This is a genomic window from Streptomyces sp. NPDC030991, assembly GCF_055571235.1.
In genome coordinates this window covers 531,794-554,790 of the sequence record NZ_JBVIFR010000003.1, presented here as the reverse complement: position 1 = coordinate 554,790, position 22,997 = coordinate 531,794, and the positions used below count along the sequence as shown (strand labels likewise).

At 72.9% G+C, this 22,997-nt stretch carries 16 protein-coding genes; 9 read left to right on the top strand and 7 right to left on the bottom strand.

The window, feature by feature from the left end:
* Positions 1-3 precede the first annotated feature (3 nt).
* Genes ACZ45E_RS08580 through ACZ45E_RS08570 form a run of 3 tightly spaced genes read right to left on the bottom strand, consistent with a single transcriptional unit; the run spans position 4 to position 4,522 of the window.
* The gene (locus ACZ45E_RS08580; RefSeq protein WP_468218179.1) at positions 4-951 is read right to left on the bottom strand and encodes a hydroxymethylglutaryl-CoA lyase; all 948 of its coding nucleotides are present in this window, start codon (positions 949-951) and stop codon (positions 4-6) included.
* Positions 948-2,885, bottom strand: a complete 1,938-nt coding sequence (locus ACZ45E_RS08575; protein ID WP_468218176.1) for an acetyl/propionyl/methylcrotonyl-CoA carboxylase subunit alpha — start codon at positions 2,883-2,885, stop codon at positions 948-950. The genes ACZ45E_RS08580 and ACZ45E_RS08575 overlap by 4 nt, the downstream gene beginning before the upstream one ends.
* A gap of 14 nt (positions 2,886-2,899) precedes the next feature.
* Entirely contained in the window at positions 2,900-4,522 is a 1,623-nt protein-coding gene (locus tag ACZ45E_RS08570) for a carboxyl transferase domain-containing protein (RefSeq protein ID WP_468218174.1), read from the bottom strand.
* Between the two features lie 108 nt (positions 4,523-4,630).
* Here ACZ45E_RS08570 and ACZ45E_RS08565 point away from each other — a divergent pair, with 108 nt between their 5' ends.
* From ACZ45E_RS08565 to ACZ45E_RS08550, 4 genes are all read left to right on the top strand, one after another.
* On the top strand, positions 4,631-5,239 hold the full coding sequence (locus ACZ45E_RS08565; protein ID WP_468218171.1) for an SACE_7040 family transcriptional regulator: 609 nt from the start codon (positions 4,631-4,633) through the stop codon (positions 5,237-5,239).
* Positions 5,240-5,379: 140 nt separating this feature from the next.
* A complete protein-coding gene (locus tag ACZ45E_RS08560) occupies positions 5,380-6,537 on the top strand; it encodes an acyl-CoA dehydrogenase family protein (RefSeq protein ID WP_468218169.1) in 1,158 nt (385 codons plus the stop codon).
* Positions 6,538-6,572: 35 nt separating this feature from the next.
* On the top strand, positions 6,573-7,460 hold the full coding sequence (locus ACZ45E_RS08555; RefSeq protein ID WP_468218166.1) for an acyl-CoA thioesterase: 888 nt from the start codon (positions 6,573-6,575) through the stop codon (positions 7,458-7,460).
* A gap of 20 nt (positions 7,461-7,480) precedes the next feature.
* On the top strand, positions 7,481-8,470 hold the full coding sequence (locus tag ACZ45E_RS08550) for a cation diffusion facilitator family transporter (RefSeq protein WP_468218164.1): 990 nt from the start codon (positions 7,481-7,483) through the stop codon (positions 8,468-8,470).
* Between the two features lie 406 nt (positions 8,471-8,876).
* Here ACZ45E_RS08550 and ACZ45E_RS08545 read toward each other — a convergent pair whose 3' ends face one another.
* Together ACZ45E_RS08545 and ACZ45E_RS08540 are read right to left on the bottom strand one after the other, a co-directional pair.
* The gene (locus ACZ45E_RS08545) at positions 8,877-9,680 is read right to left on the bottom strand and encodes a phosphatase (protein ID WP_468218160.1); all 804 of its coding nucleotides are present in this window, start codon (positions 9,678-9,680) and stop codon (positions 8,877-8,879) included.
* Positions 9,681-9,748: 68 nt separating this feature from the next.
* The gene (locus ACZ45E_RS08540; RefSeq protein WP_468218158.1) at positions 9,749-11,236 is read right to left on the bottom strand and encodes a PucR family transcriptional regulator; all 1,488 of its coding nucleotides are present in this window, start codon (positions 11,234-11,236) and stop codon (positions 9,749-9,751) included.
* 152 nt (positions 11,237-11,388) lie between these two features.
* Here ACZ45E_RS08540 and ACZ45E_RS08535 point away from each other — a divergent pair, with 152 nt between their 5' ends.
* The 3 genes from ACZ45E_RS08535 (at position 11,389) to ACZ45E_RS08525 (ending at position 15,017) form a co-directional block, all read left to right on the top strand.
* On the top strand, positions 11,389-12,213 hold the full coding sequence (locus tag ACZ45E_RS08535; RefSeq protein WP_468218156.1) for a nitrilase-related carbon-nitrogen hydrolase: 825 nt from the start codon (positions 11,389-11,391) through the stop codon (positions 12,211-12,213).
* A gap of 93 nt (positions 12,214-12,306) precedes the next feature.
* Complete coding sequence (gene speB / locus ACZ45E_RS08530; protein ID WP_468218154.1) at positions 12,307-13,284, top strand: agmatinase; 978 nt, start codon at positions 12,307-12,309, stop codon at positions 13,282-13,284.
* Positions 13,285-13,325: 41 nt separating this feature from the next.
* Positions 13,326-15,017 (top strand): thiamine pyrophosphate-binding protein, encoded by a 1,692-nt coding sequence (locus ACZ45E_RS08525; protein ID WP_468218153.1) that lies wholly within the window; start codon positions 13,326-13,328, stop codon positions 15,015-15,017.
* 170 nt (positions 15,018-15,187) lie between these two features.
* Here ACZ45E_RS08525 and ACZ45E_RS08520 read toward each other — a convergent pair whose 3' ends face one another.
* Both ACZ45E_RS08520 and ACZ45E_RS08515 read right to left on the bottom strand, forming a co-directional pair.
* A complete protein-coding gene (locus tag ACZ45E_RS08520; RefSeq protein WP_468218151.1) occupies positions 15,188-16,000 on the bottom strand; it encodes an endonuclease I family protein in 813 nt (270 codons plus the stop codon).
* Between the two features lie 154 nt (positions 16,001-16,154).
* Entirely contained in the window at positions 16,155-18,503 is a 2,349-nt protein-coding gene (locus ACZ45E_RS08515; protein ID WP_468218149.1) for an ArnT family glycosyltransferase, read from the bottom strand.
* Between the two features lie 205 nt (positions 18,504-18,708).
* Between ACZ45E_RS08515 and ACZ45E_RS08510 the strand changes: the two genes are divergently transcribed.
* Both ACZ45E_RS08510 and ACZ45E_RS08505 read left to right on the top strand, forming a co-directional pair.
* Positions 18,709-22,428 (top strand): ABC transporter ATP-binding protein, encoded by a 3,720-nt coding sequence (locus ACZ45E_RS08510; RefSeq protein WP_468218146.1) that lies wholly within the window; start codon positions 18,709-18,711, stop codon positions 22,426-22,428.
* Between the two features lie 156 nt (positions 22,429-22,584).
* Complete coding sequence (locus ACZ45E_RS08505; protein WP_468218144.1) at positions 22,585-22,947, top strand: hypothetical protein; 363 nt, start codon at positions 22,585-22,587, stop codon at positions 22,945-22,947.
* Positions 22,948-22,997 lie beyond the last annotated feature (50 nt).

Genomic DNA, 22,997 nt, shown 5'->3' with positions numbered 1-22,997 from the left:
TACTCACTGCTCCTGGTGGGTCAGGGCGCGGACGGTGCGGGAGGGGCTGGGTCGGCCCAACTGGCCGGCCATCCAGGCGCTGGTGGCGCTGAGACGGCCGAGATCGACGCCGGTCTCGATGCCGAGTCCGTCGAGCATCCAGACGAGGTCCTCGGTGGCGAGATTGCCGGTGGCGCTCTTGGCGTACGGGCAGCCGCCGAGGCCGCCCGCGGAGGCGTCCACCGTCGTCACGCCGTGCCGCAGCGCCTCCAGGGTGTTGGCGAGCGCCTGGCCGTACGTGTCGTGGAAGTGGACGCCGACGCGGTCCGCGCGGACACCGGCCTCGTCCAACGCGGTGAGCAGGGCGGCGACATGGCCCGGCGTGGCCACGCCGATCGTGTCGCCGAGGCTCAGCTCGTCGCAGCCCAGGTCCATGAGGGCGGTCGCGGCCGAGACGACCTGGGGGACCGGGACCGCACCCTCCCACGGGTCGCCGAAACACATCGAGAGATAGCCGCGCACGTGTGCCCCGCTCTCCTTGGCCCGCGCCACGACCGGGGCGAACATGGCGAGGGACTCGGCCACCGTCCGGTTCAGGTTCGCCTTCGCGAACGACTCGGTCGCGCTGGCGAAGACGGCGACGCGGGTGGCGCCGAGCGCGAGGGCCCGGTCAAGGCCCCGGTCGTTGGGTACGAGCACGGGCAGCGCCACCCCGGCCCGGTCCAGGTCCTGGAGGAGCGGGAACAACGCCTCGGCGTCGGCCAGCTGGGGGACCCACTTGGGGTGGACGAAACTGGTCGCCTCGACGGTGGTGAGGCCCGCCTCCGCGAGGCGGTGGACGAACTCGGCCTTCACCTCCGTGGGGACCGTCGTCCGCTCGTTCTGCAGGCCGTCCCGGGCGCCCACCTCGTGGATCCGGACCCGGGCGGGCAGCTCCCGCGCCGGGACCACCATGGGAAGTGCCGTGGTCATACGGTGGCCTCCTCGCCGTCCGGGTCGACCACGGCGAGGATCTGGTCCATCGCCACCGTCGTGCCCGCCGCCACGTCCAGTTCGCTCACCACGCCCGCGTGCGGGGCCGCGATGACGTGCTCCATCTTCATCGCCTCCACGACGAGCAGGCTCTGCCCCGCCGCCACCCGGTCGCCGACCGCCACCTTCACCACCGTCACCGTGCCGGGCATGGGCGCGGTCAGCGAACCCGCGCCGCCGGTCCCCGCGCCGGTCAGGCTCGCCGCCACGGGGTCGTGGTCCTGCACGTGCCAGGCGTCCCCGTCGCGGCCCAGCCAGTCACCGGCGACCGCCGTGAGCCGGGCCGGCTCGGTCGGGACGCCGTCGACCAGGACCTCCGCGCCGCGCACCCGCACCTCGACCGGGTCGTGGCCCGCCACCCGCAGGTGGTGCGCGGTCCAGGCGGGCGCACCGCCGAGCCGCCAGCCGTCGGGGCGCGCGAAGGGGTCGCTCCAGCCGCCGTCCGCGACCGGCGTGAGCCGCTTCTGGCGCAGCACGCCCGCCGCCGCGTACACCGGCGCCGGGACCGTGGAGTCGACCAGGTCGTCCATCGCCCGCTCCACGAGCCCGGTGTCCAGCTCGCCCGCCACGACGTCCGGATGGGCCAGCAGGCGGCGCAGGAACCCGGCGTTCGTCGGCACGCCCAGCGTCACCGTCCGGGCCAGCGCGGCCCGCAGTCTGCGCAGCGCCGTCGCCCGGTCGGGCCCGTACGCGATGACCTTGGCCAGCATCGGGTCGTAGAGGGAGGAGACCTCCGTGCCCTCGCTCAGGCCGGAGTCGGTGCGCACCCCGTCGCCCTGCGGCTCGTGCAGCGCGAGGACGGTGCCGCCGGACGGGAGGAACCCGCGCGCGCCCTCTTTGACGGAGACGGTCTCCGCGCACAGCCGGGCCTCCACCGCGTGTCCGGTGAGCGTGATGTCGTCCTGCGTGAAGGGGAGCCGCTCGCCCGCCGCGACGCGGACCTGCCACTCCACCAGATCCAGGCCGGTGATCAGCTCGGTCACGGGGTGCTCGACCTGGAGTCGGGTGTTCATCTCCATGAAGCAGTACGCGGCCGGGTCGTCGCCCGGCACGATGAACTCCACCGTGCCCGCGCCCCGGTAGCCGCAGCTGCGCGCCGCCTCCACGGCCGCCGCGCCCATCGCCGCGCGCGTGGCCTCGTCGAGCAGGACGCTCGGCGCCTCCTCGACGACCTTCTGGTGGCGGCGCTGCAAGGAGCACTCGCGCTCGCCCAGGTGCACCACATTGCCGTGGGCGTCCGCGAGGACCTGGATCTCGATGTGCCGCGGCCGGTCGACCCACCGCTCGACCAGGAGCGTGTCGTCGCCGAAGGACGCGCGGGCCTCGCGCCGCGCGGCCGCGATCTCCTCCTCCAGGGTGGTCAGGTCGCGGACCAGGCGCATGCCCTTGCCGCCGCCGCCCGCGGACGGCTTGAGCAGGACGGGGGCGCCCAACTCGTGTGCCGCCACCGCCAGTTCGGGGTCGCGGCCGCCCGGGACCACCGGCACCCCGGCCGCCCGGACGGTCTCCTTGGCGCGGATCTTGTCGCCCATCAGCGCGATCGCGTCGGCGGTCGGGCCGATGAAGACGAGGCCCGCATTCTCGCAGGCCCGCGCGAACCCGGCGTTCTCCGCGAGGAAGCCGTACCCCGGGTGGACCGCCTGCGCTCCTGTGCCGAGCGCCGCCTCGATGATGCGCTCCACGGACAGATAACTCTCGGAGGCCGGGGCCGGTCCGATCCGCACCGCCTCGTCGGCCTCGCGCACATGCCGCGCGTCGGTGTCGGCATCGCTGTGGACCGCCACGGAGCGGATGCCCAGCTCCCGCAGCGTACGGATGACGCGGACGGCGATCTCGCCGCGGTTGGCGACCAGTACGGTCTCGAAGATGTTCATGCGGGTCCCTCCCCTCACATCCGGAAGACGCCGAACCCGCCGGACTTCTCCGGCAGGGGCGCGTTGGCGCAGGCGGTCAGGGCCAGACCGAGGACCTGGCGGGTCTCCAGCGGGTCGATCACGCCGTCGTCCCACAGGCGCGCGGTCGCGTAGTAGGCGCTGCCCTGCGTCTCGTACTGCGCGCGGATCGGCGCCTTGAAGGACTCCTCGTCGTCCGCGGCCCAGGACTCGCCGCGCGCCTCCAGCTGGTCGCGCTTGACGGTGGCGAGCACGGACGCGGCCTGCTCGCCGCCCATCACGGAGATCTTGGCGCCGGGCCACATCCACAGGAAGCGCGGTGAATAGGCGCGCCCGCACATCGAGTAGTTGCCCGCCCCGTACGAGCCGCCGATGACGACGGTCAGCTTCGGCACGCGCGTGCAGGCCACCGCCGTGACCATCTTGGCGCCGTGCTTGGCGATGCCGCCCGCCTCGTAGTCCTTGCCGACCATGAAGCCCGAGATGTTCTGGAGGAACAGCAGCGGGATGCCGCGCTGGTCGCACAGCTCGATGAAGTGGGCGCCCTTCTGCGCGGACTCGGAGAAGAGGATGCCGTTGTTGGCGACGATGCCGACCGGGTGGCCGTGGATCCGGGCGAACCCGGTGACCAGCGTCTGCCCGAACTCGGCCTTGAACTCGGCGAACCGCGAGCCGTCGACCACGCGCGCGATGACCTCCCGCACGTCGTACGGCGTACGCGAGTCGACCGGCACCGCCCCGTACAGCCCCGCCGGGTCCACCTTCGGCTCGACGGCCGCCTTCACCGACCACGGCAGCGGGCCGCGCTCCGGCAGCGTGGAGACGATGGTCCGGACGATCCGCAGCGCGTGCGCGTCGTCCTCCGCGAGATGGTCGGTGACCCCGGAGACACGGGAGTGCACCTCGCCGCCGCCCAGCTCCTCGGCCGTCACCACCTCACCGGTGGCCGCCTTCACCAGCGGCGGGCCGCCCAGGAAGATCGTGCCCTGGCCGCGCACGATGACCGCCTCGTCGCTCATCGCCGGCACGTACGCGCCGCCCGCCGTGCACGAGCCGAGGACCGCCGCGATCTGCGGGATGCCCGCGCCCGACATCCGCGCCTGGTTGTAGAAGATCCGCCCGAAGTGCTCGCGGTCCGGGAACACCTCGTCCTGCATCGGCAGGAAGGCGCCGCCGGAGTCCACCAGATAGACGCAGGGCAACCGGTTCTCCAGGGCCACCTCCTGCGCGCGCAGGTGCTTCTTCACCGTCGCCGGGTAGTACGTGCCGCCCTTGACGGTGGCGTCATTGGCGACGACCACGCATTCGCGGCCGGCGACCCGGCCGATCCCGGCGATCACCCCCGCGGCCGGCGCCTGCCCCTCGTACATCCCGTCCGCCGCGAGCGGCGCCAGCTCCAGGAACGGGGAGCCCGGGTCGAGCAGCGTGTCCACGCGGTCGCGGGGCAGCAGCTTGCCGCGCGCGGTGTGCCGCGCCCTGGCCTTCTCGCCGCCGCCCAGGCGGGCCGCCGCGAGCTTGCCGCGCAGCTCCTCGCCGAGCGCCCTGTGGGCCGCCTCGTTGGCCCGCCACGCCTCCGACGCGGGATCGGCCGCGCTCGTCAGCTCCGGTGCCTCGTGCATCCTGCGGTCTCCTCGTCCAGCGATGGGCGCCAACCGAAAACGTTAATGACCGTTAACCTGTTTCGCTCAGGTTAACGGTCGCTAACCTCCCTGTCTAGAATTGGTTCCATGGCCACCAGAACCGACGCCCCCACCCGCCGCGAGCAGATCCTCAGGGAAGCCGCCCGGCTCTTCGCCGACCGCGGTTTCCACGGCGTCGGGGTCGATGAGATAGGCGCCGCGGTCGGTATCAGCGGGCCCGGCCTGTACCGGCACTTCGCGGGCAAGGACGCGATGCTCGCCGAGCTGCTCGTCGGGATCAGCGGGCAGCTGATGACCGGCGGCAGGCGCCGGGTCGCCGAGGCCGAGCACGGGCCCGAGGCGCTGCTCGACTCGCTCATCGAGGGGCACATCGACTTCGCGCTCGACGACCGCGACCTGATCACGCTGCACGACCGGGAGCTGGACCGGCTGCGCGACAGCGACCGCAAGCTGGTGCGGCAGTTGCAGCGCCAGTACGTGGAGCTGTGGGTGGAGTCCGTGCGCAAGGTCTACCCCGAGCTCGCGGAGCCGCACGCGCGCGTGGCCGTGCACGCGGTCTTCGGCCTGCTGAACTCGACGCCGCACCTGAGCCGCCCCAGCTCCCTGCCCGGCCGGGCGGCGACGGCCGGGCTGCTGCACAAGCTGGCGCGCGGGGCGTTCGCGGCGGCCGCGGCACAGGGTGGCCCGGGGGAGTGACGTGCATCTCTGGACGCTCTCGTAACTGACGGGTAACGTGCCTCTGAGCAAGCGCTTAGTCGCGTATGTCCGTGCGTGGAGCCCCAGCGCGTGCGCCATTGCCGAGACCCGTAGAGACCGTCGTAGAGGGAGAGTTCTCCGTGCGCCGTACCGTTTTCAATGAGGACCACGAGGCGTTCCGGGAGACCCTGCGCGCCTTCATCGAGGCCGAGGTCGTCCCCCACTACGACGAGTGGTTCCAGCAGGGCGTGGTGCCGCGCGAGCTGTACGCCAAGATGGCGGAGCTCGGCCTCTTCGGCATCAACGTGCCCGAGGAGCACGACGGCGCCGGCCTGGACACCCACAAGTTCGAGGCCATCCAGTACGAGGAGACCGCGCGCGCTGGCGTCTCCTTCGGCGGCTCCGGCGTGCACGTGCTGCTCGCCCTGCCCTACATCAAGATGCTCGCCACCGACGAGCAGAAGAAGCGCTATCTGCCGAAGTTCGTCTCCGGCGAGGAGATGTGGGCCCTGGCGATGACCGAGCCGGGCACCGGCTCCGACGTCGCGGGCATGAAGACCACCGCCAAGCTCTCCGACGACGGCACGCACTACGTGCTCAACGGCTCCAAGACCTTCATCACCGGCGGCGTCCACGCCGACCGCGTCATCGTCTGCGCCCGCACCTCCGCGCCGCGCGAGGACGACCGCCGCTTCGGCATCTCCCTCTTCGCCGTCGACACCAAGTCCGAGGGCTACTCCATCGGCCGCAAGCTCGACAAGCTCGGCCTGCGCACCTCCGACACGGCCGAGCTGGCCTTCGTCGACGTGAAGGTGCCCGTCGAGGACCTCCTCGGCGAGGAGAACAAGGGCTTCGGCTACCTCGGCACGAACCTCGCCTCCGAGCGCTGGGGCATCGCCTACGGCGCCTACGCGCAGGCCAAGGCCGCCGTCCGGTTCGCCAAGGAGTACGTCCAGGAGCGCACCGTCTTCGGCAAGCCGGTCGCCTCCTTCCAGAACACCAAGTTCGAGCTGGCCGCCTGCCAGGCCGAGGTGGACGCCGCAGAGGCCGTCGCCGACCGCGCCCTGGAAGCCCTCGACGCCGGTGAGCTGACCGCCGCCGAGGCCGCCTCCGCGAAGCTGTTCTGCACCGAGGTCGCCCACCGCGTCATCGACCGCTGCCTCCAGCTGCACGGCGGCTACGGCTTCATGAACGAGTACCCGATCGCCCGCCTCTACGCGGACAACCGGGTCAACCGCATCTACGGCGGCACCAGCGAGGTCATGAAGATGATCATCGCGAAGAACATGGGCCTGTAACCCGCCCGACCAGCACACTAAGTACAACTGAGGGTATGAAACAGGCACTTGAGTCCTTGCTCGATCTGCTCGACCTGGAGCGGATCGAGCAGGACGTCTTCCGTGGCCAGTCCCGGTCCGCCGTGGTCCCGCGCGTCTTCGGCGGGCAGGTCGCCGCGCAGGCCCTCGTCGCCGCCGGGCGCACCGTCCCGGCGGACCGGTTCGCCCACTCCCTGCACGCCTACTTCCTCGTGGCGGGCGACCCGGGCGCACCCATCGTCTACACCGTCGACCGCATTCGGGACGGCCGCTCCTTCACCACCCGCCGCGTCGTCGCGATCCAGCACGGCCAGCCGATCTTCCACCTCTCCGCGTCCTTCCAGACGTATGAGGAGGGGCTCGACCACCAGGCCGCCATGCCGGCCGCGCCCGACCCGGAGACCCTGCCGACCGCCGCCGAGATGCTCCCGCGGTACGCCGGCGCGTTCGTCGACCCCGGCGTCGTCGACCGCCTCCTGGAGGCCCGCGAGGCCGTCGACCTGCGGTACGTGGACGCCCCGCCGTTCGCCTTCGTGGGTGAGCCGCAGCCGCCGCGCTCCCAGGTCTGGTTCCGCACCAACGGCAAACTCGACGGACCCACCGACGGCGCCGAACACCTGCTGCACGTCTGCCTGGCCACCTACGTCTCGGACATGACCCTCCTCGACTCCGTGCTCCTCGCGCACGGACGCGGCGGCTGGGCCGTCGGCGACGTCGTCGGCGCCTCCCTCGACCACGCCATGTGGTTCCACCGGCCGTTCCGCGCCGACGAATGGCTGCTCTACGACCAGGAGTCACCGTCCGCGTCCGGCGGCCGCGGCCTCGGACAGGCCCGCATCTACACCCGGGACGGACAGCTCGCCATCACCGTCATCCAGGAAGGCGTCGTTCGCGTTCCGCGCTGATCGGACATAGCGTCCCGTACATGGATGCACGGGCCGAGGGCGTGGACGCAGAGCAAGAACAAGAAGAGGGCGGCGAGAGCGTCTTCACCGTGATCGTCGCCGCCGCGGCGAACCTGGGGATCGCGCTCGCCAAAGCGGTCGCCGGAGTCATCAGCGGCTCCAGCGCGATGCTCTCCGAGGCCGCGCACTCCTTCGCCGACACCATCACCGAGCTCCTGCTCCTCACCGCCCTGAAACGGAGCCAGAAACCCGCCGACGAGGAGCATCCGCTCGGCCACGGCGGCGAACGCTACGTATGGGCGCTGCTCGCCGCCGTCGCCACGTTCGTCGGCGGCGCCGTCTTCTCCCTGTACGACGGGGTCCACACGCTGGTCGCGGGGGAGGAGCTGGGCGATCCCCTGGTCTCGTACATCGTGCTGGGGGTGGCCTTCCTGCTGGAAGGGTTCTCGCTGCGCACGGCCGTCAGGCAGGCGCGGGGCGAGGCCGCGCGGTTCCGGGCGCCCGTCGGTACGTACCTGCGCCACACCCCCGACACCGCCGTGAAGGCCGTCGTCCTGGAGGACAGCGCCGCGCTCGTCGGCCTGCTGCTCGCCGCGGGCGGACTGCTCGGCGGGCAGCTCACCGGGTCCGGGGTCTGGGACGGGGTCGCTTCGCTGTGTATCGGGGTGCTGCTGCTCTGGGTCGCCTGGGTGCTCGGGCGCTCCAACGCCCAGCTGCTCGTGGGGCGGCCCCTGCCGAAGCCCCTTCGGGAGGAGATCCGGGCCATCCTGCTCGCCGGGGAGCACGTCGAGGCGGTGCTCGAACTGACGACGCTGGTGCAGGGGCCCCGCGAGGCGCTCGTCGCCGCCAAGGTGGACTTCCGGGACGCGTCCACCGCCGCGCAGATCGAGTGGGCCTGCGAGGACGCCGCGCGGCGGTTGCGGGAGCGGTTCCCCGCGGTGCGGCGGGTGTACCTGGATCCGACCCCCGGGTTCGCCCAGCGCCGCGAGGAGGGGCTGAACCCGTGGTAGACACCGCCGCGTCGCGGTAGGGGCGTGGAGTGAGCGGCCGGGCGCCGCGCCGTGGGGCGTGGAGTGAGCGGCCGGGCGCCGCGCCGTGGGGTGTGGAGTGAGCGGCCGGGCGCCGCGCCGTGGGGTGTGGAGTGAGCGGCCGGGCGCCGCGCCGTGGGGTGTGGAGTGAGCGGCCGGGCGCCGCGCCGTCGTGGCTGGTCGCGCAGTTCCCCGCGCCCCTGGAGCATGCGGCTTCGCCGCAGCCCCATGGGCGCTGAGATGGCGCACGAAGTGCGCATCTCAGGGGCGCGGGGAACGGCGCGAGAAGCCCCACCGGGCGCGCGGACGAACGACGGTTTTCAGGGGCGCGGGGAACGGCGCGAGAAGCCCCCGCCGGGTCGCGGCCGGCATAGCCACCCGGGCGGGGTCAGTCCAGGAGGCCCGCCTCGTTCAGGAGGTACGCCGTCATCGGGTCATAGTGGCGCGGGCTCGTCACATGGTCGTCCAAGGGGACCGTGACCTGCATCGTGCCCTCCGCCTCGCCGAGGAAGAGCGCCGGGTCGTTGCAGTCCGCGTAACCGACGGAGTCGAGGCCGCGCTGGGCCGCGCAGCCCGCCCAGCCGTGGTCGGCGACGATCAGGTCGGGCAGCGGGCGGCCCGCGTGCTCCAGGCCGTCGAGGATCCGCGCCATCGGCTCGGGCGCGTGCGTGTGCCACAGCGTCGCGCCGCGCTCCAACATCGCCACGTCCGCGAACTGGAAGACCATGCCCTCCTCGGTGGCCAGGCCCTCGGGGATCACCACGATCTCGCAGCCCGCGGCGCGCAGCGCCGTCGCCGTCGCGCGGTGCACATCGAGGAGGCCGCCCGGGTGGCCGGTGGCCAGCAGGACGCGCTGGCGGTCCTGCGCGGCCTTGCGCAGCCGGGCCGCCATCCGCTCCAGGGCGTCGACCGTCAGCTCCGGGTCGATCGTGTCCTGGCCGTACCGGTGCCCCGGGTCGTCGACGACGCCGCAGCGCTCGGCCATCACGGCGAGCACGTCCTGCTCGTCGGTCCAGCGGTCACCCAGCTCCAGGCCCAGCCAGTAGTGCCGGTCGCCGTTCGCGAGCTTGCGGTAGTGCGAGAGGTTGTTCTCGCGGGGAGTGGCCACATCGCCCGCGATGCGGGTGCGGACGAGGTGCTCGGTCAGGGCGGCACGGCTCGGACTGTCACTGGGAATCCCGGGTATCGGCATGCCCTCTATTGTGCCCAGCGCCGCTCTGCGGCGTTGATCGGTCCCGTGGAGTGGACCTGTCACGTGCGTTACCCCCGCCGCGCCGCCCGCCGCGCCCGCACCGCGAGCCACAGGTCGAAACGGTCGTCACCGTCGTCGAGGCGCCGGCCGGTGAGCCGCGCGACCTTGTCGAGGCGGTTGCGGACGGTGTGCCGGTGCAGATCGAGCCGGCGGGCCGTCTCGTCCCAGGAGCTGCCGCTGTCCAGCCAGACGGCCAGGGTCCGGGCGAGCGCCCCGGAGGGGTCCGCCGCGTCCAGGGGACCCAGGAGCGCGTCCGCGTACCCGGTGAGCGCCGTGCGATCGCCCAGGTCGAGCAGCAGCCCGCTGGAGCGGTCGTGGCGGGCCCGCACCGGGTGCCCTGCCGCGCGGCTGAGCCCGAGCAGGCCGCCCGCCTCCCTGAGCGAGGCGCGGGCCGCGCCCGGCGGCACCGGCGCACCGATGCCCGCCGGGCGGCCGGGGGCGAAGTGGGCGAGCGCCGCGTCCGGGTCGAGGCCCTCCCCGGCCACCGCCTCGACGAGCGCGCCGCGGGTACGGACGAGGCCGCCCGGCACGGCGAGCGCCAGGTCCGCGGCGATCTCCCGGGCGGCCTCGTCGTCGGCCGCCTCCACCACGACACCGCGCACCGCGTCCGCCACGAGCCCCGCCCCGGCCAGCACGTCGGCGGCCTGCTCGGCGGTGGTGGACGCGTCGAGGAGGCGGCCGAGGAGACCGGCCCTGCGCCGGCGCTCCGGCTCGTCGGCGAGGTGGCGGCGCTCCAGCTCGAGGGAGAGCAGCGAGACAAGCCCGGAGATCAGCAGCCGCGCGTCAGGACCGGGATCGCCGGTGAGGACCAGCATGCCGCGCAGCCGCCGCGCCCCCAGCGGCTGCACTTCGAGGCCCGGCGCCACCGCACTGGACCGCAGCCCGCCCGCCGCGACCCGCCGCAGCAGCTCGGCGCCGGTCTCGTCCGGCTCAGGCGGGCTGTGCGAGCCGGCGGCGACGGTCCGGCCCAGCGGGTCGGTGACCTGAGCGTGTACGCCGGTGGCCGCGGCCCACGCGTCCAGCGTCGGCGTGAGACCGCCGCCCGCCGCGGCCGCCGCCGTGAGCCGCCGCTGGGTCTCGAAGGCGCGCTCCACCGCGGCCCGCTGCTCGGCGGCCTGCGCCGCGAACACCGCCTTGGTCACCGCGATGAACGGCACGTCCTCGCCGACCGTCAGCAGCGGGAGCCCCGCCTCCCGCGCCGCCGTCACCAGCGGCCCGGGCGCCTCCTGATAGGGCAGGTCCCGGCCGAGCCCGAGGGCCAGCGCGTGCACCCCCGCCGCCGCGACGTCGTCGACGTACGCCCGGCAGGCGGCCACGTCCGTCGGCAGCAGCAGCCCGATCGTCATGAGGAGTTCGCCGCCCTGGAGCCAGGGCCCCGGCCGCACCAGCTCGGAGACGTGCGCGGCGAGCACCGGCCGGTCGAGGTGCTCGGGGCACGCGGCGACGGAAAGATGCAGTCCGGGCAGGTCGACCAGGTCGGAGAGGAGCAGTGCCATGCGTCCAGTGTCGTCGACAGAGCCTGTACGCGATGTCCAAGGAGGTCGTCAGGATTCGCCCTCAGGGAGATCGAAGAGACCGTTCGCTCCCGGCTAGGTTCCAGCTGCATCCTGGATGACGTCCCCGAAACCGAAGTGGAAGGTGCTGGAACGTGACGACGACCGTGGCCTGTGCGCAGCTCGTCCTCGGAGTCGGGGACGTCGCCGAGAACCTGGCCGCGGCCGAGGAGGCCGTCACGGCCGCCGCGACGGCCGGGGCCCGCGTCGTCGTGCTGCCCGAGCTCGCCAACAGCGGCTACGTGTTCGCGGACGCCGCCGAGGCTCGCTCCCTCGCCGAACCGGTGACCGGGCCGACCGTCACCGCCTGGTCCGCGGCCGCGCGCCGGCACGGGGTGACGCTGGTGGCGGGCCTCGCCGAGCTGGACGAGGAGGGGGAGGTCCGGAACTCGGCCGTCCTCATCGACCCGGCCGGCACCCTGCGCGCCGTCTACCGCAAGGCCCACCTCTTCGGCACCGAGAAGGACTTCTTCGTCCCCGGCGACCGGCGGCCCCCGGTCGTCGACGTCGAGGGCGTCGGCCGGATCGGCGTCATGGTCTGCTACGACGTCGAGTTCCCGGAGTGGGTCCGGCTCACCGCCCTGGCAGGCGCCGAGCTGCTCTGCGCCCCCGTCAACTGGCCGCTCTTCCCGCGCCCGGCCGGTGAACGCCCCGGCGAGGTCGTCCGCGTCCAGGCCGACGCCGCCGTCAACCGGATGTACGTCGCCGCCTGCGACCGGGCCGGCGACGAACGCGGCGTCACCTGGACCGGCGGCTCGGTGATCGTCGACCCGGACGGCTTCCCGCTGGCCGGGCACACCCCGACCGAGGGCCCCGCCCTGCTGCTCGCCGCCTGCGACCTCCCGAGCGCCCGCGACAAGCGGCTCGGCGCGCACAACGACGTCCTCGGCGACCGGCGCCCCGGCCTGTACGGCCCCTGACCGGCGCCGCAACCCCCCTCTCACCCGTCTTCCCGTCTTTTCCCACGTCCTTTTCTCCCGTCCCGGAAGTCGTACGTCCCCGAAAGGCACTCCATGACCAGCGAGCAGCGGACCACCCCGGTCGGCCCGATCGACTCCTCCCGCGTCCCGCGCTACGCGGGCCCCGCGACCTTCGCCCGGCTGCCGCGCCTGGACGAGGTCGGCAGCGCGGACGTGGCCGTGGTCGGCGTGCCGTTCGACACGGGTGTCTCCTACCGCCCCGGCGCCCGCTTCGGCGGCAACGCGATCCGTGAGGCCTCCCGCCTGCTGCGCCCCTACAACCCGGCGCAGGACGCCTCCCCCTTCGCGCTCGCCCAGGTCGCGGACGCCGGTGACATCGCCGCGAACCCCTTCAACATCAACGAGGCCGTCGAGACGATCGAGGCCGCCGCCGACGACCTGCTCTCCTCCGGCGCCCGCATGATGACGCTCGGCGGCGACCACACCATCGCGCTGCCGCTGCTGCGCTCGGTCGCCAAGAAGCACGGCCCGGTCGCGCTGCTCCACTTCGACGCGCACCTCGACACGTGGGACACGTACTTCGGCGCCGAGTACACGCACGGCACCCCGTTCCGCCGGGCGGTGGAGGAGGGCATCCTCGACACCTCCGCCCTCTCCCACGTCGGCACGCGCGGCCCGCTCTACGGCAAGCAGGACCTCACCGACGACGAGAAGATGGGCTTCGGCATCGTCACCTCCGCGGACATCTACCGCCGCGGCGCCGACGAGGTCGCCGACCAGCTCCGCCAGCGCATCGGCGACCGGCCGCTGTACATCTCCATCGACATCGACTGCCTCGACCCGGCCCACGCCCCCGGCACGGGCACCCCGGAAGCGGGCGGCATGACCTCGCGCGAGCTGCTGGAGATCCTGCGCGGCCTGGCCTCCTGCAACCTGGTCTCGGCCGACGTCGTCGAGGTGGCGCCCGCGTACGATCACGCGGAGATCACCGCCGTCGCCGCCTCGCACACCGCGTACGAGCTGACGACGATCATGTCCCGGCAGATCGCGGAGTCCCGTACGGCCTCCTGACCCCCGGGACCGCACGGCACGCACCACGGAAGGGCCGCCCGATGACCCACGACCACGATCTCGTCCTGCGCCCCACGGACCGCCAGAGGCAGGCGGCGCTCAACCCGCCGCCGGGCCGCACGGGCGGCGACCTCGTCGTGGAGGCGCTCGCGGGTCTCGGCGCGTCCACCGTCTTCGGCCTGCCGGGCCAGCACGCCCTCGGCCTCTTCGACGCGCTGCGCCGCTGCGACCTGCTGCGGTACGTGGGGCTGCGCACGGAGCAGAACGCCGGGTTCGCGGCGGACGCGTACGGGCGGGTCACCGGTGAGGTCGCCCCGCTCTTCGTGTCGACCGGGCCCGGCGCCCTGCTGACCCTGCCCGCGCTCCAGGAGGCGGCGGCGGCCTCGGCACCCGTACTCGTGATCTCCAGCCAGGTGCCGGTCGCCGGGCTCGGCGGCGGCCGCCGCGGGTATCTGCACGAACTCACCGACCAGCAGGCCGTGTTCAGGGGCGTGGTGAAGTCCGTCCACTCCGTCCGTACGCAGTCGCAGATCCCCTCCGCGATCGCCGCGGCCTGGGAGTCGGCGCTGAGCGTGCCGCACGGGCCGGTGTACGTGGAGATCCCGCAGGACGTACTCCTCGCCCCGGCGGCGCTGCCCGTCCTCTCGGCTGCGGACGCGTTCCCGCACGAACTGGCCCCGGCCCCCGAACTCACCGCGGTCGCCGCCGATTTGCTCGCCCGCGCCGAACGCCCCGCGATCATCGCGGGCGGCGGCGTGATCCGCGCGGACGCCGCCGGCAAGCTGCGCGCCCTGGCCGAGCACCTGGACGCGCCGGTCGTCTGCACGTACGGCGGCAAGGGCGCCTTCCCCTGGGAGCACCCGCTGTCGCTCCGGTCGTGGGTGGAGGACCGGCACGTCACCGCGTTCCTGGAGGACGCGGACGTGCTCCTTGTGGTCGGCTCCGGACTCGGCGAACTGTCCTCGAACTACCACACGTTCACCCCGCGCGGCCGCGTCATCCAGATCGAGGCGGACGCCGGCAAGCTGGAGTCCAACCACCCGGCCCTCGGCATCCACGCCGACGCCCGGCTCGCCCTCCAGGCCCTCCTGGAGACGGTCGACGAACCGCGCACGGACGACAAGGCCGCGGACCGCGTCGCCGGAGTCCTGGCCGCCGTACGCACCCGCATCGACGCCCAGGAACTCACCCTGGAACAAGAGGTCTTGGCCGCCGTACGCGCCGCGCTCCCGCCCCGCGCGCCGTCCTTCTGGGACATGACGATCCTGGCGTACTGGGCCTGGGCGGCCTGGCCCGGGCCCATGCACTCGGCGCAGGGCGCAGGCGGCCTCGGCTACGCCTACCCGGCCGCACTCGGCGCCGCGGCCGCCGACCCGACGACCCCCGTCCTCGCGGTCTCCGGCGACGGCGGCGCCCTGTACTCGATCGCCGAACTCGCCACGGCGGCACAGGAATCACTGAACGTCACCTGGCTGATCGTCGACGACGGCGGCTACGGCATCCTGCGCGAATACATGACCGACACTTTCGGCGCGACCGAGGGCACCGAACTGACCCGCCCGGACTTCGTCGCCCTGGCCGAGTCGTTCGGAGTACCCGCGGTGCGTACGTCACCGGAGTCGCTGCGGGACGACCTGACGACGGCGCTCGCCGCGCCCGGACCGAGGCTGGTCGTACTCCCGGCACGCTTGCGGATGTTCGCGCCGACGCATCTGACGCCCGACGTCGGCTGACGGGGACCTGCGGGCGGGCTCGCCCGGTGTCGTCGTCCGACATGTCCTGTGAGAACCAGCCCCCAGGAAACGAACAGCCACTCGTACGGGATGTACTTGGCCTTGTGCCCAGCGTGGCGAGCGGGGGTTCCCTCGGCCGGAGGCTGGGGGAGGGAATTGTCAGGCAGGCCCTAGTAGATCGACTCGACCCATTCCGGGTGGTCGATGAAGGGGTTGCGGTTGTGCTGGTAGGTCTTGTAGATGACCTCGTTGCGGTTCTTCTCGAAGGCGTCCGGCGGGTCCTCGTCGTTCCACTGCTTCAGGACCGTGAGCTTGCCGATGGCCGGTGAACTGCCGTTGTCGACCTTCTCGTTGGGCTCCAGGTCGGCGAAGGAGTCGTCGCCCTCGTAGCGGACCGCCATGTAGAGGATCATGCGGGCCACGTCGCCCTTGACCGCGTCGCGCGGTTCGAAGGAGTCGGAGTCGGTGAGGCTGCCGCCGCCGCCCGAGACGGCGCTGCCGCCGTTGTCGAAGTCCTTGTTGCCGCGGATGGAGTTGACCGTCACGTCCTCGGGGCGCAGGTGGTGCAGGTCCGTGCCGGGACCGGTCGCGGTGCCGAAGTCGCCGTGCGACTTGGCCCAGACGTGCTCACGGTTCCAGTCGCCGGTGTCGCCGCCGTTGAGGGACTTGGCGCGCGAGCGGCCGCTGTAGAGCAGGATCACGTTGTTGCTGTTGGCCGGGTCCTGGTCGGTGACCTTGAGCGCGTTCCAGACGCCGTCGTACGAGACCTTCGTCTGGGTCTTGATGATCGTGTGGAGCGACGACTTGAGCGCCGCGCCGGTCTTGCCGAGCGCGGCCTGGTAGTACGTGTCGTCGTACGCGCCCGCCGATGCGCCGGCCGGGGCCGCGGCGGGCTCCGCGGAGGCGGTGGCCATGGGGAGGGTGACGGCGGCGAGCAGGCCGGCCGCCGTGAGGGCGAGGGTGCGTATGCGCGTTCCGGGCATGTGGGGTGTCCGTCCGATCTACGCGGGTTGACTGGGTAGACGGGAGCGTGACATGGACACGTAGAGATTGGGTGAACGTGAGGAATCGATTGTGTGTCGGAAACGGCCCCTGACTGAGCGTCAGGGGCCGTTGTGAGAGGGCGGGTTGGGGCTTTTAGTTCAAGTCGGACGCGTCCAGTCGGTAGAGCGACGAGGAGTCGGCCGTGCCGGTCGTGCCGGTGCCGGTGCCGGTGTCGTCCTCGAACGATGACTTGCTGTCGCTGTCGGTCGTCGACTTGTTGTACTCGCTCGCCTTCACCGCCGTACCGTGCTTCTTCACCCACGCGGTGACCTCGGAGCTGACGCTGTCCCCGTTCGAGCCACCCATGCCGCCGCCCATGCCGCCGCCGAGCTGGATGTAGTGCAGCTCGCCCTTCTTCACCAGCTCCTTGAGCCTGGCCAGGGTCATCGCCTTGTCCGTGCCGGACCAGCCCCACATCGAGATGACGGGCTGCTTCGTCGCGACGATCATCTGGGCCGCGCTCTGCGAACTCGACACCGCCACCAGCCACTTGGCGCCGTCGCGGTGCTTCTCCAGATACGAGGTCAGCTCGCTGTCGGCGCCGCCACCCATACCGCCGCCACCCATACCGCCGCCACCCATGCTGCCGCCGCCCATACCGCCGGGCATCCGGCCGCTCGCGGAGTCGCTCCCGGAACCGCCCCCGCCCTCGGAACCGGAGCCGGAACCCGTGCCGTTCGGCGGGGTACCCATCTGGCCGCCGCCGGGCATCTCACCCCCGCCGCCGGGCATCTCGCCCCCGCCACCCGGCATCTCACCGCCGCCCGGCATCTCGCCACCCCCGGGCATCCCGCCGCCCTGCTGGGAGCCGTCACCCTGCTGCGAGCCACCGGATCGGCCGCCCGGCATCTCACCGCCGCCCGGGAAGCCGCCACGGCCACCGCCGCCACCGCCGCCCCCGCCGGGGCCACCCATGCCGCCGCCCGTCGTGGGCCCGGCCGTCGGGTTCGTGCCGCCCATGCCGCCCGCGCCGCCGGAGGACGACGGGACCGACCAGGCGTACGCCGCCGGGCCCGCGACCGAGGCGACGACCGCCGCCGCCACGGACACGGCGAGCAGCGTGATCCGCCGCCCGGAGGCGGCGTGGAAGCGGAAGACCAGCAGGCCCGCGATGGCGGCCGCCATGACGAGCACGATCACCGGCCACAGCCAGCTGTTCCAGCCGGAGGCCCGGCGCAGCAGCACGGCCGCCCAGATCCCGGTGACGCAGAGCGCGACCGGCAGCACCCACGCCCACCGCCTGTCGGCGCGGAAGGCGCGCAGCAGCATCAGGCCGCCGCCGCACAGCGCCGCGATGCCGGGGGCGACCGCCGTCGTGTAGTAGGGGTGCATGGTGCCCTCGGCCGTCGCGAACGTGCCGTAGTGGAGCACCAGCCAGCCGCCCCACAGCACCAGCGCGGCACGGGTGGGGTCGGTGCGCGGAGCACGGCCGCGCAGCACCAGGCCGCCGACGAGCGCGATCGCCGCGAAGGGGATCAGCCAGGAGATCTGGCCGCCGAGGGTGTCGTTGAAGAGCCGGCCGAGCCCGGCGGCGCCGGAGAAACCGCCGCCGCCCATCCCGCCACCGCCACCGTTGCCCTCGCCGCCCAGGACCCGGCCCAGGCCGTTGTAGCCCATGATCAGGTCCCAGGCGGAGCCGTCCGTCGAGCCGCCGATGTAGGGGCGGTCGGCGGCGGGGGTCAGGGAGACGGCCGCGGCCCACCAGAAGCTGGCGACCACGAGCACCACCGCGGCGACGGCCAGATCGCGGACCTTCCTGAGCCACCCCAGGGGGGAGGCGTACAGGTACACGGCGAAGACCGCGGGCAGCGCGATGTAGCCCTGGAGCATCTTGGTGTTGAACGCCAGGCCGAAGCAGAGCGCCGAGGCGAGCAGCGGAAGCAGCCTGCCGTCGCGGGTGGCGCGCAGCGCGAGGGCCGCGCCGCCCACCATCAGGAGCACCAGGAGGGTGTCCGGGTTGTTGTCGCGGTTGATGGCGACCGTGATCGGGGTGAGCGCGAGGACCAGCGCGGCGATCGCCGCCGCCGCGTGGCCCCACACCCGCTTCACGGACGCGTGCAGGATCCAGATGGTGCCGAGGGCGGCGCCGACCTGCGGCAGCATCATCTGCCAGGTGCCGAAGCCGAAGATCCGGCAGGACAGGCCCATCACCATGAGCGCGAACGGCGGCTTGTCCACCGTCAGGAAGTTGCCCGCGTCGATGGAGCCGAAGAACCACGCCTTCCAGCTCTGCGTACCGCTGTAGACGGCCGCGCTGTAGAAGCTGTTGAGGCCGGAGGAGGAGAGGTTCCAGGAGTACAGGACCCCGGCCAGCACGAGGATCGCGAGGAGCGCGGGCAGCGACCAGCGCGGGGCCCTGGCCGGAGCCGTGGCGGGCGGCTCGGGCAGCGGCCGGTCGGGGGACGGGGGCGCGGGGGAGTGAGGATCGGTGGCTGAGGTCACCGGGCCACAGTGCCGCGGCGGTGTGGGTGCGCACTGTGGTCAACCTGAGGGTTCTCTGTGGATCGGGGGATCGGGTCCACGCGCCCGCCCCGGGCCGGTTCACACCCCCCGCCCACGGTCGATTGTTGCGACGGGATGAAATTCGTACCCCCTCGCGTTGGCCCTTCGGCAGGTCAGGACGAGCGGTGCGGCGAGAGGCAGAGGCGTGGCGGAGAAACGGGGCTGGGCACGGAGGCTCGCGGGATACGCGTGGCGGTATCCCAAGGACGTCCTGCTCGCGCTGGGTGCCTCGCTCGGCGGCATGGCCGTCCTGGCGCTCGTCCCGCTGATCACCAAGGTCATCATCGACGACGTCATCGGGGAGCACTCCCGGTCCATGACGACCTGGGCGGGCGTCCTCGTCGGCGCGGCCGTCGTCGTCTACGCCCTCACCTACGTGCGCCGCTACTACGGCGGCCGGCTCGCCCTCGACGTCCAGCACGACCTGCGCACCGAGATGTACGGGACGATCACCCGGCTCGACGGGCGGCGCCAGGACGAGCTCTCCACCGGCCAGGTCGTCGGCCGCGCCACCAGCGACCTCCAGCTCATCCAGAGCCTGCTCTTCATGCTCCCCATGACCATCGGGAACATCCTTCTCTTCCTGATCTCCCTGGGGATCATGGCGTGGCTTTCGCCGCCGCTCACCCTCGTCGCGCTCGCCGTCGCCCCCGCCCTCTGGTTCATCGCCAGGCGCAGCCGCTCCCGGCTGCACCCCGCGACCTGGTACGCGCAGGCGCAGGCCGCCGCCGTCGCCGGGGTCGTCGACGGGGCCGTCAGCGGCGTACGCGTCGTGAAGGGCTTCGGGCAGGAGGACCAGGAGACCGGGAAGCTGCGGGAGGTCGGGCGGCGGCTGTTCGCCGGGCGGCTGCGGACCATCCGGCTCAACTCCAGGTACACGCCGGCGCTCCAGGCCGTGCCCGCCCTCGGGCAGGTCGCCATGCTCGCCCTCGGCGGCTGGCTGGCCGTACGCGGACAGATCACCCTCGGCACGTTCGTCGCGTTCTCCTCCTACCTCGCCCAGCTCGTCGGGCCGGTGCGGATGCTCGCCATGGTGCTCACCGTCGGGCAGCAGGCCCGCGCCGGCGTCGAGCGCGTCCTGGAACTCATCGACACCGAACCCTCCCTCCAGGACGGGACGAGGGAGCTGCCCGCCGACGCCCCGGCGACCGTCGAGTTCGACGACGTGTCCTTCGCGTACACGGGCAGCGACCGGGCCGTCCTCGACGGGCTCTCCTTCGAGATCCGGGCGGGCGAGACCCTCGCCGTCGTCGGCTCCTCCGGCTCCGGCAAGTCCACCGTCTCGCTGCTGCTGCCCCGCTTCTACGACGTCTCGCGCGGCGCCGTCCTCATCGGCGGCCACGACGTGCGCGAGCTGACCCTGGACTCGCTGCGCGCCGCGATCGGGCTGGTGCCCGAGGACTCCTTCCTGTTCTCCGACACCGTGCGCGCCAACATCGCCTACGGCGCCCCGGACGCCACCGACGAGCAGATCGAGGCGGCCGTGCGCGCCGCGCAGGCCGACCGGTTCATCGCCGAGCTGCCCGACGGCTACGACACGAAGGTCGGCGAGCACGGGCTCACCCTCTCCGGCGGTCAGCGTCAGCGCCTCGCGCTGGCCCGCGCGATCCTCACCGACCCGCGCCTGCTCGTCCTGGACGACGCCACCTCCGCCGTCGACGCCCGCGTCGAGCACGAGATCCACGAGGCGCTGCGTGGCGTCATGGCGGGCCGCACCACGCTCCTCATCGCCCACCGCCGCTCCACCCTCGGCCTCGCCGACCGGATCGCCGTCCTCGACGACGGCCGGCTCGCCGCGATCGGCACGCACGAGGAGCTGACGGCCGACTCCGCGCTCTACCGGCGGCTGCTGACCGACCCGGACGAGCTCGGCGGCGTGTCGCCCGGACGCGTCGCGCCCGCGGCGGAGCAGCCGGAGGACACCTCGGTACGCGACGAGCTGGACGCCGAGTTCGACGCCGAGCGGGGCGTCACCCCCAGGCTGTGGACCCGTGACCGCGACCCCGACGACGCCAGGGACCCCGCCCTGGCCGGGATGCCCGCGACACCCGAACTGCTCGCGCAGGTCGACGCGCTGCCGCCCGCCACCGACACCCCGGACATCGACGAGGCACGGGCCGTCACCGCCGAGGAGTCGTACGGGCTGCGCAGGCTGCTGCGCGGGTTCGGGGCGCCGCTGCTGGTCAGCCTCGCGCTCGTCGCCGTCGACGCGGGCGTCGGCCTGCTGCTGCCCATCCTCATCCGGCACGGCATCGACGAGGGCGTCTCCCGGCTCGCGTACGGCGCCGTCTGGACGGCCTCGGCGCTCGCGCTGCTCGCCGTGGCCGTGCAGTGGGTCGCGCAGACCGGTGAGACCCGGATGACGGGGCGCACCGGCGAGCGGGTCCTCTACTCGCTGCGGCTGAAGATCTTCTCCCAGCTCCAGCGGCTCGGACTCGATTACTACGAGCGGGAGCTGACCGGGCGGATCATGACCCGGATGACGACGGACGTGGACGCGCTGTCGACGTTCCTGCAGACCGGGCTGGTCACCGCGTTCGTCTCCGTCGTCACGTTCTTCGGCATCATGGTCACGCTGCTCGTCATCGACGTACAGCTCGCGCTCGTCGTCTTCGCGACGCTGCCGCCGCTGATCATCGGCACGTTCTTCTTCCGCCGCTCCAGCGTGAAGGCGTACGAGCTGGCGCGCGAGCGGGTCTCCGTCGTCAACGCCGACCTCCAGGAGTCCGTCGCCGGGCTGCGGATCGTGCAGGCGTTCCGGCGGGAGCGGAGCGGGCGGGAGCGGTTCGCCGCGGGCAGCGAGAGCTACCGCCGGGCCCGGACCCGCGGCCAGTGGCTGATCTCCGTCTACTTCCCGTTCGTGCAGCTCCTGTCGTCGGTGGCGGCGGCCGCCGTCCTGATGGTGGGCGCGCACCGGGTCGACGCGGGCACCCTGACGACCGGCGCGCTCGTCGCCTACCTGCTCTACATCGACCTGTTCTTCGCGCCCGTGCAGCAGCTCTCCCAGGTCTTCGACGGCTACCAGCAGGCGACCGTCTCGCTGGGCCGCATCCAGGAGCTGCTGCGCGAACCGACCTCGACGAAGAGCGTGCGCGAACCCCTGGAGGTGCTGTCGCTGCGCGGGGAGATCGCCTTCGAGGACGTCGACTTCGCGTACGGCACGGACGAGACGGCGCTCAGGGACGTGGCGCTGCGCATCCCCGCCGGGCAGACCGTCGCCTTCGTCGGTGAGACCGGCGCGGGGAAGTCGACGCTGGTCAAGCTGGTCGCCCGGTTCTACGACCCGAGCGGCGGCCGGATCACCGTCGACGGCACCGACCTGCGCGACCTGGACCTGACGAGCTACCGGCACCGCCTCGGCGTCGTCCCGCAGGAGGCCTACCTCTTCCAGGGCACGGTCCGCGACGCCATCGCGTACGGCAGGCCCGACGCGAGCGACGCGCAGGTCGAGGCGGCGGCCAGGTCCGTCGGCGCGCACGACATGATCGCCACGCTGGAGGGCGGCTACCTGCACGAGGTCGCCGAGCGCGGCCGCAACCTCTCGGCGGGCCAGCGCCAGCTGATCGCCCTGGCCAGGGCCGAGCTCGTCGACCCGGACATCCTGCTGCTCGACGAGGCCACGGCCGCCCTCGACCTCGCCACGGAGGCGCAGGTCAACCAGGCCACGGACCGCATCGCCGGCCGCCGCACCACCCTGGTTGTGGCGCACCGCCTGACCACGGCGGCCCGCGCCGACCGGGTCGTGGTGATGGCCGACGGCCGGGTCGCCGAGGACGGGACGCACGAGGAGCTGCTGCGGCGCGGCGGCACGTACGCGACGCTGTGGCGGACCTTCGTGGGCGAGGACGCCACCAGCACGGTGTGATGGCCGGTACGAGGCGGTGGGCGGGGGCCGGTGCAACCGTGCGGCCCGCCTGCCGCGTCCGTTCATCAGTACTCTGGTGCCGATGTGACGGGAGGGACTGCGGTGCGAAGAGGTGAGGAAAGCCATATAGGTGTCCGGGGAGCGCGCCGGACACTCGTGCTCGCGCTGACCGCGCTGCTCTCGGCCACGCTGCTGGCCGTCGCCGGCCCAGGGGCGGGCAGCGCGCACGCCGCGGCGCTCTGCGGCGGTCACAAGGTCCGCACCCTGCCGTTCAGCACCGGCAAAGCCGTCGTCTACAAGAACCGCGGCTACGTCTGCGCCGTCACCCTCGCCAAGCGCACGGGCGTCCGCCGGACCATGTCGGTCAGTATCCAGGCCCGCGGCAGCCGGCCCGTCGTCGACGCGGGCCGCTTCACCCACCACGCGGGCCCGGTCACGGTGCACGCCGGACACCGCTGCGTCCGGGTGAAGGGGCGCGTGGGATCGAAATCGGTCAGTTCAGGTTGGATTCTGTGCTGAGCAAGTGTCGAATGTCGCGCTGAGCGAACACGAAGTACCCCTGGTGGTGC

Excerpts from the sequence above, each read along its gene's own strand:
- ACZ45E_RS08520 (WP_468218151.1), bottom strand. The coding sequence starts at position 16,000 with ATGCCCGGAACGCGCATACGCACCCTCGCCCTCACGGCGGCCGGCCTG.
- ACZ45E_RS08575 (WP_468218176.1), bottom strand. The coding sequence starts at position 2,885 with ATGAACATCTTCGAGACCGTACTGGTCGCCAACCGCGGCGAGATCGCC.
- ACZ45E_RS08525 (WP_468218153.1), top strand. The coding sequence starts at position 13,326 with ATGACCCACGACCACGATCTCGTCCTGCGCCCCACGGACCGCCAGAGG.
- speB (WP_468218154.1), top strand. The coding sequence starts at position 12,307 with ATGACCAGCGAGCAGCGGACCACCCCGGTCGGCCCGATCGACTCCTCC.
- ACZ45E_RS08565 (WP_468218171.1), top strand. The coding sequence starts at position 4,631 with ATGGCCACCAGAACCGACGCCCCCACCCGCCGCGAGCAGATCCTCAGG.
- ACZ45E_RS08555 (WP_468218166.1), top strand. The coding sequence starts at position 6,573 with ATGAAACAGGCACTTGAGTCCTTGCTCGATCTGCTCGACCTGGAGCGG.
- ACZ45E_RS08580 (WP_468218179.1), bottom strand. The coding sequence starts at position 951 with ATGACCACGGCACTTCCCATGGTGGTCCCGGCGCGGGAGCTGCCCGCC.
- ACZ45E_RS08545 (WP_468218160.1), bottom strand. The coding sequence starts at position 9,680 with ATGCCGATACCCGGGATTCCCAGTGACAGTCCGAGCCGTGCCGCCCTG.
- ACZ45E_RS08540 (WP_468218158.1), bottom strand. The coding sequence starts at position 11,236 with ATGGCACTGCTCCTCTCCGACCTGGTCGACCTGCCCGGACTGCATCTT.
- ACZ45E_RS08570 (WP_468218174.1), bottom strand. The coding sequence starts at position 4,522 with ATGCACGAGGCACCGGAGCTGACGAGCGCGGCCGATCCCGCGTCGGAG.
- ACZ45E_RS08550 (WP_468218164.1), top strand. The coding sequence starts at position 7,481 with ATGGATGCACGGGCCGAGGGCGTGGACGCAGAGCAAGAACAAGAAGAG.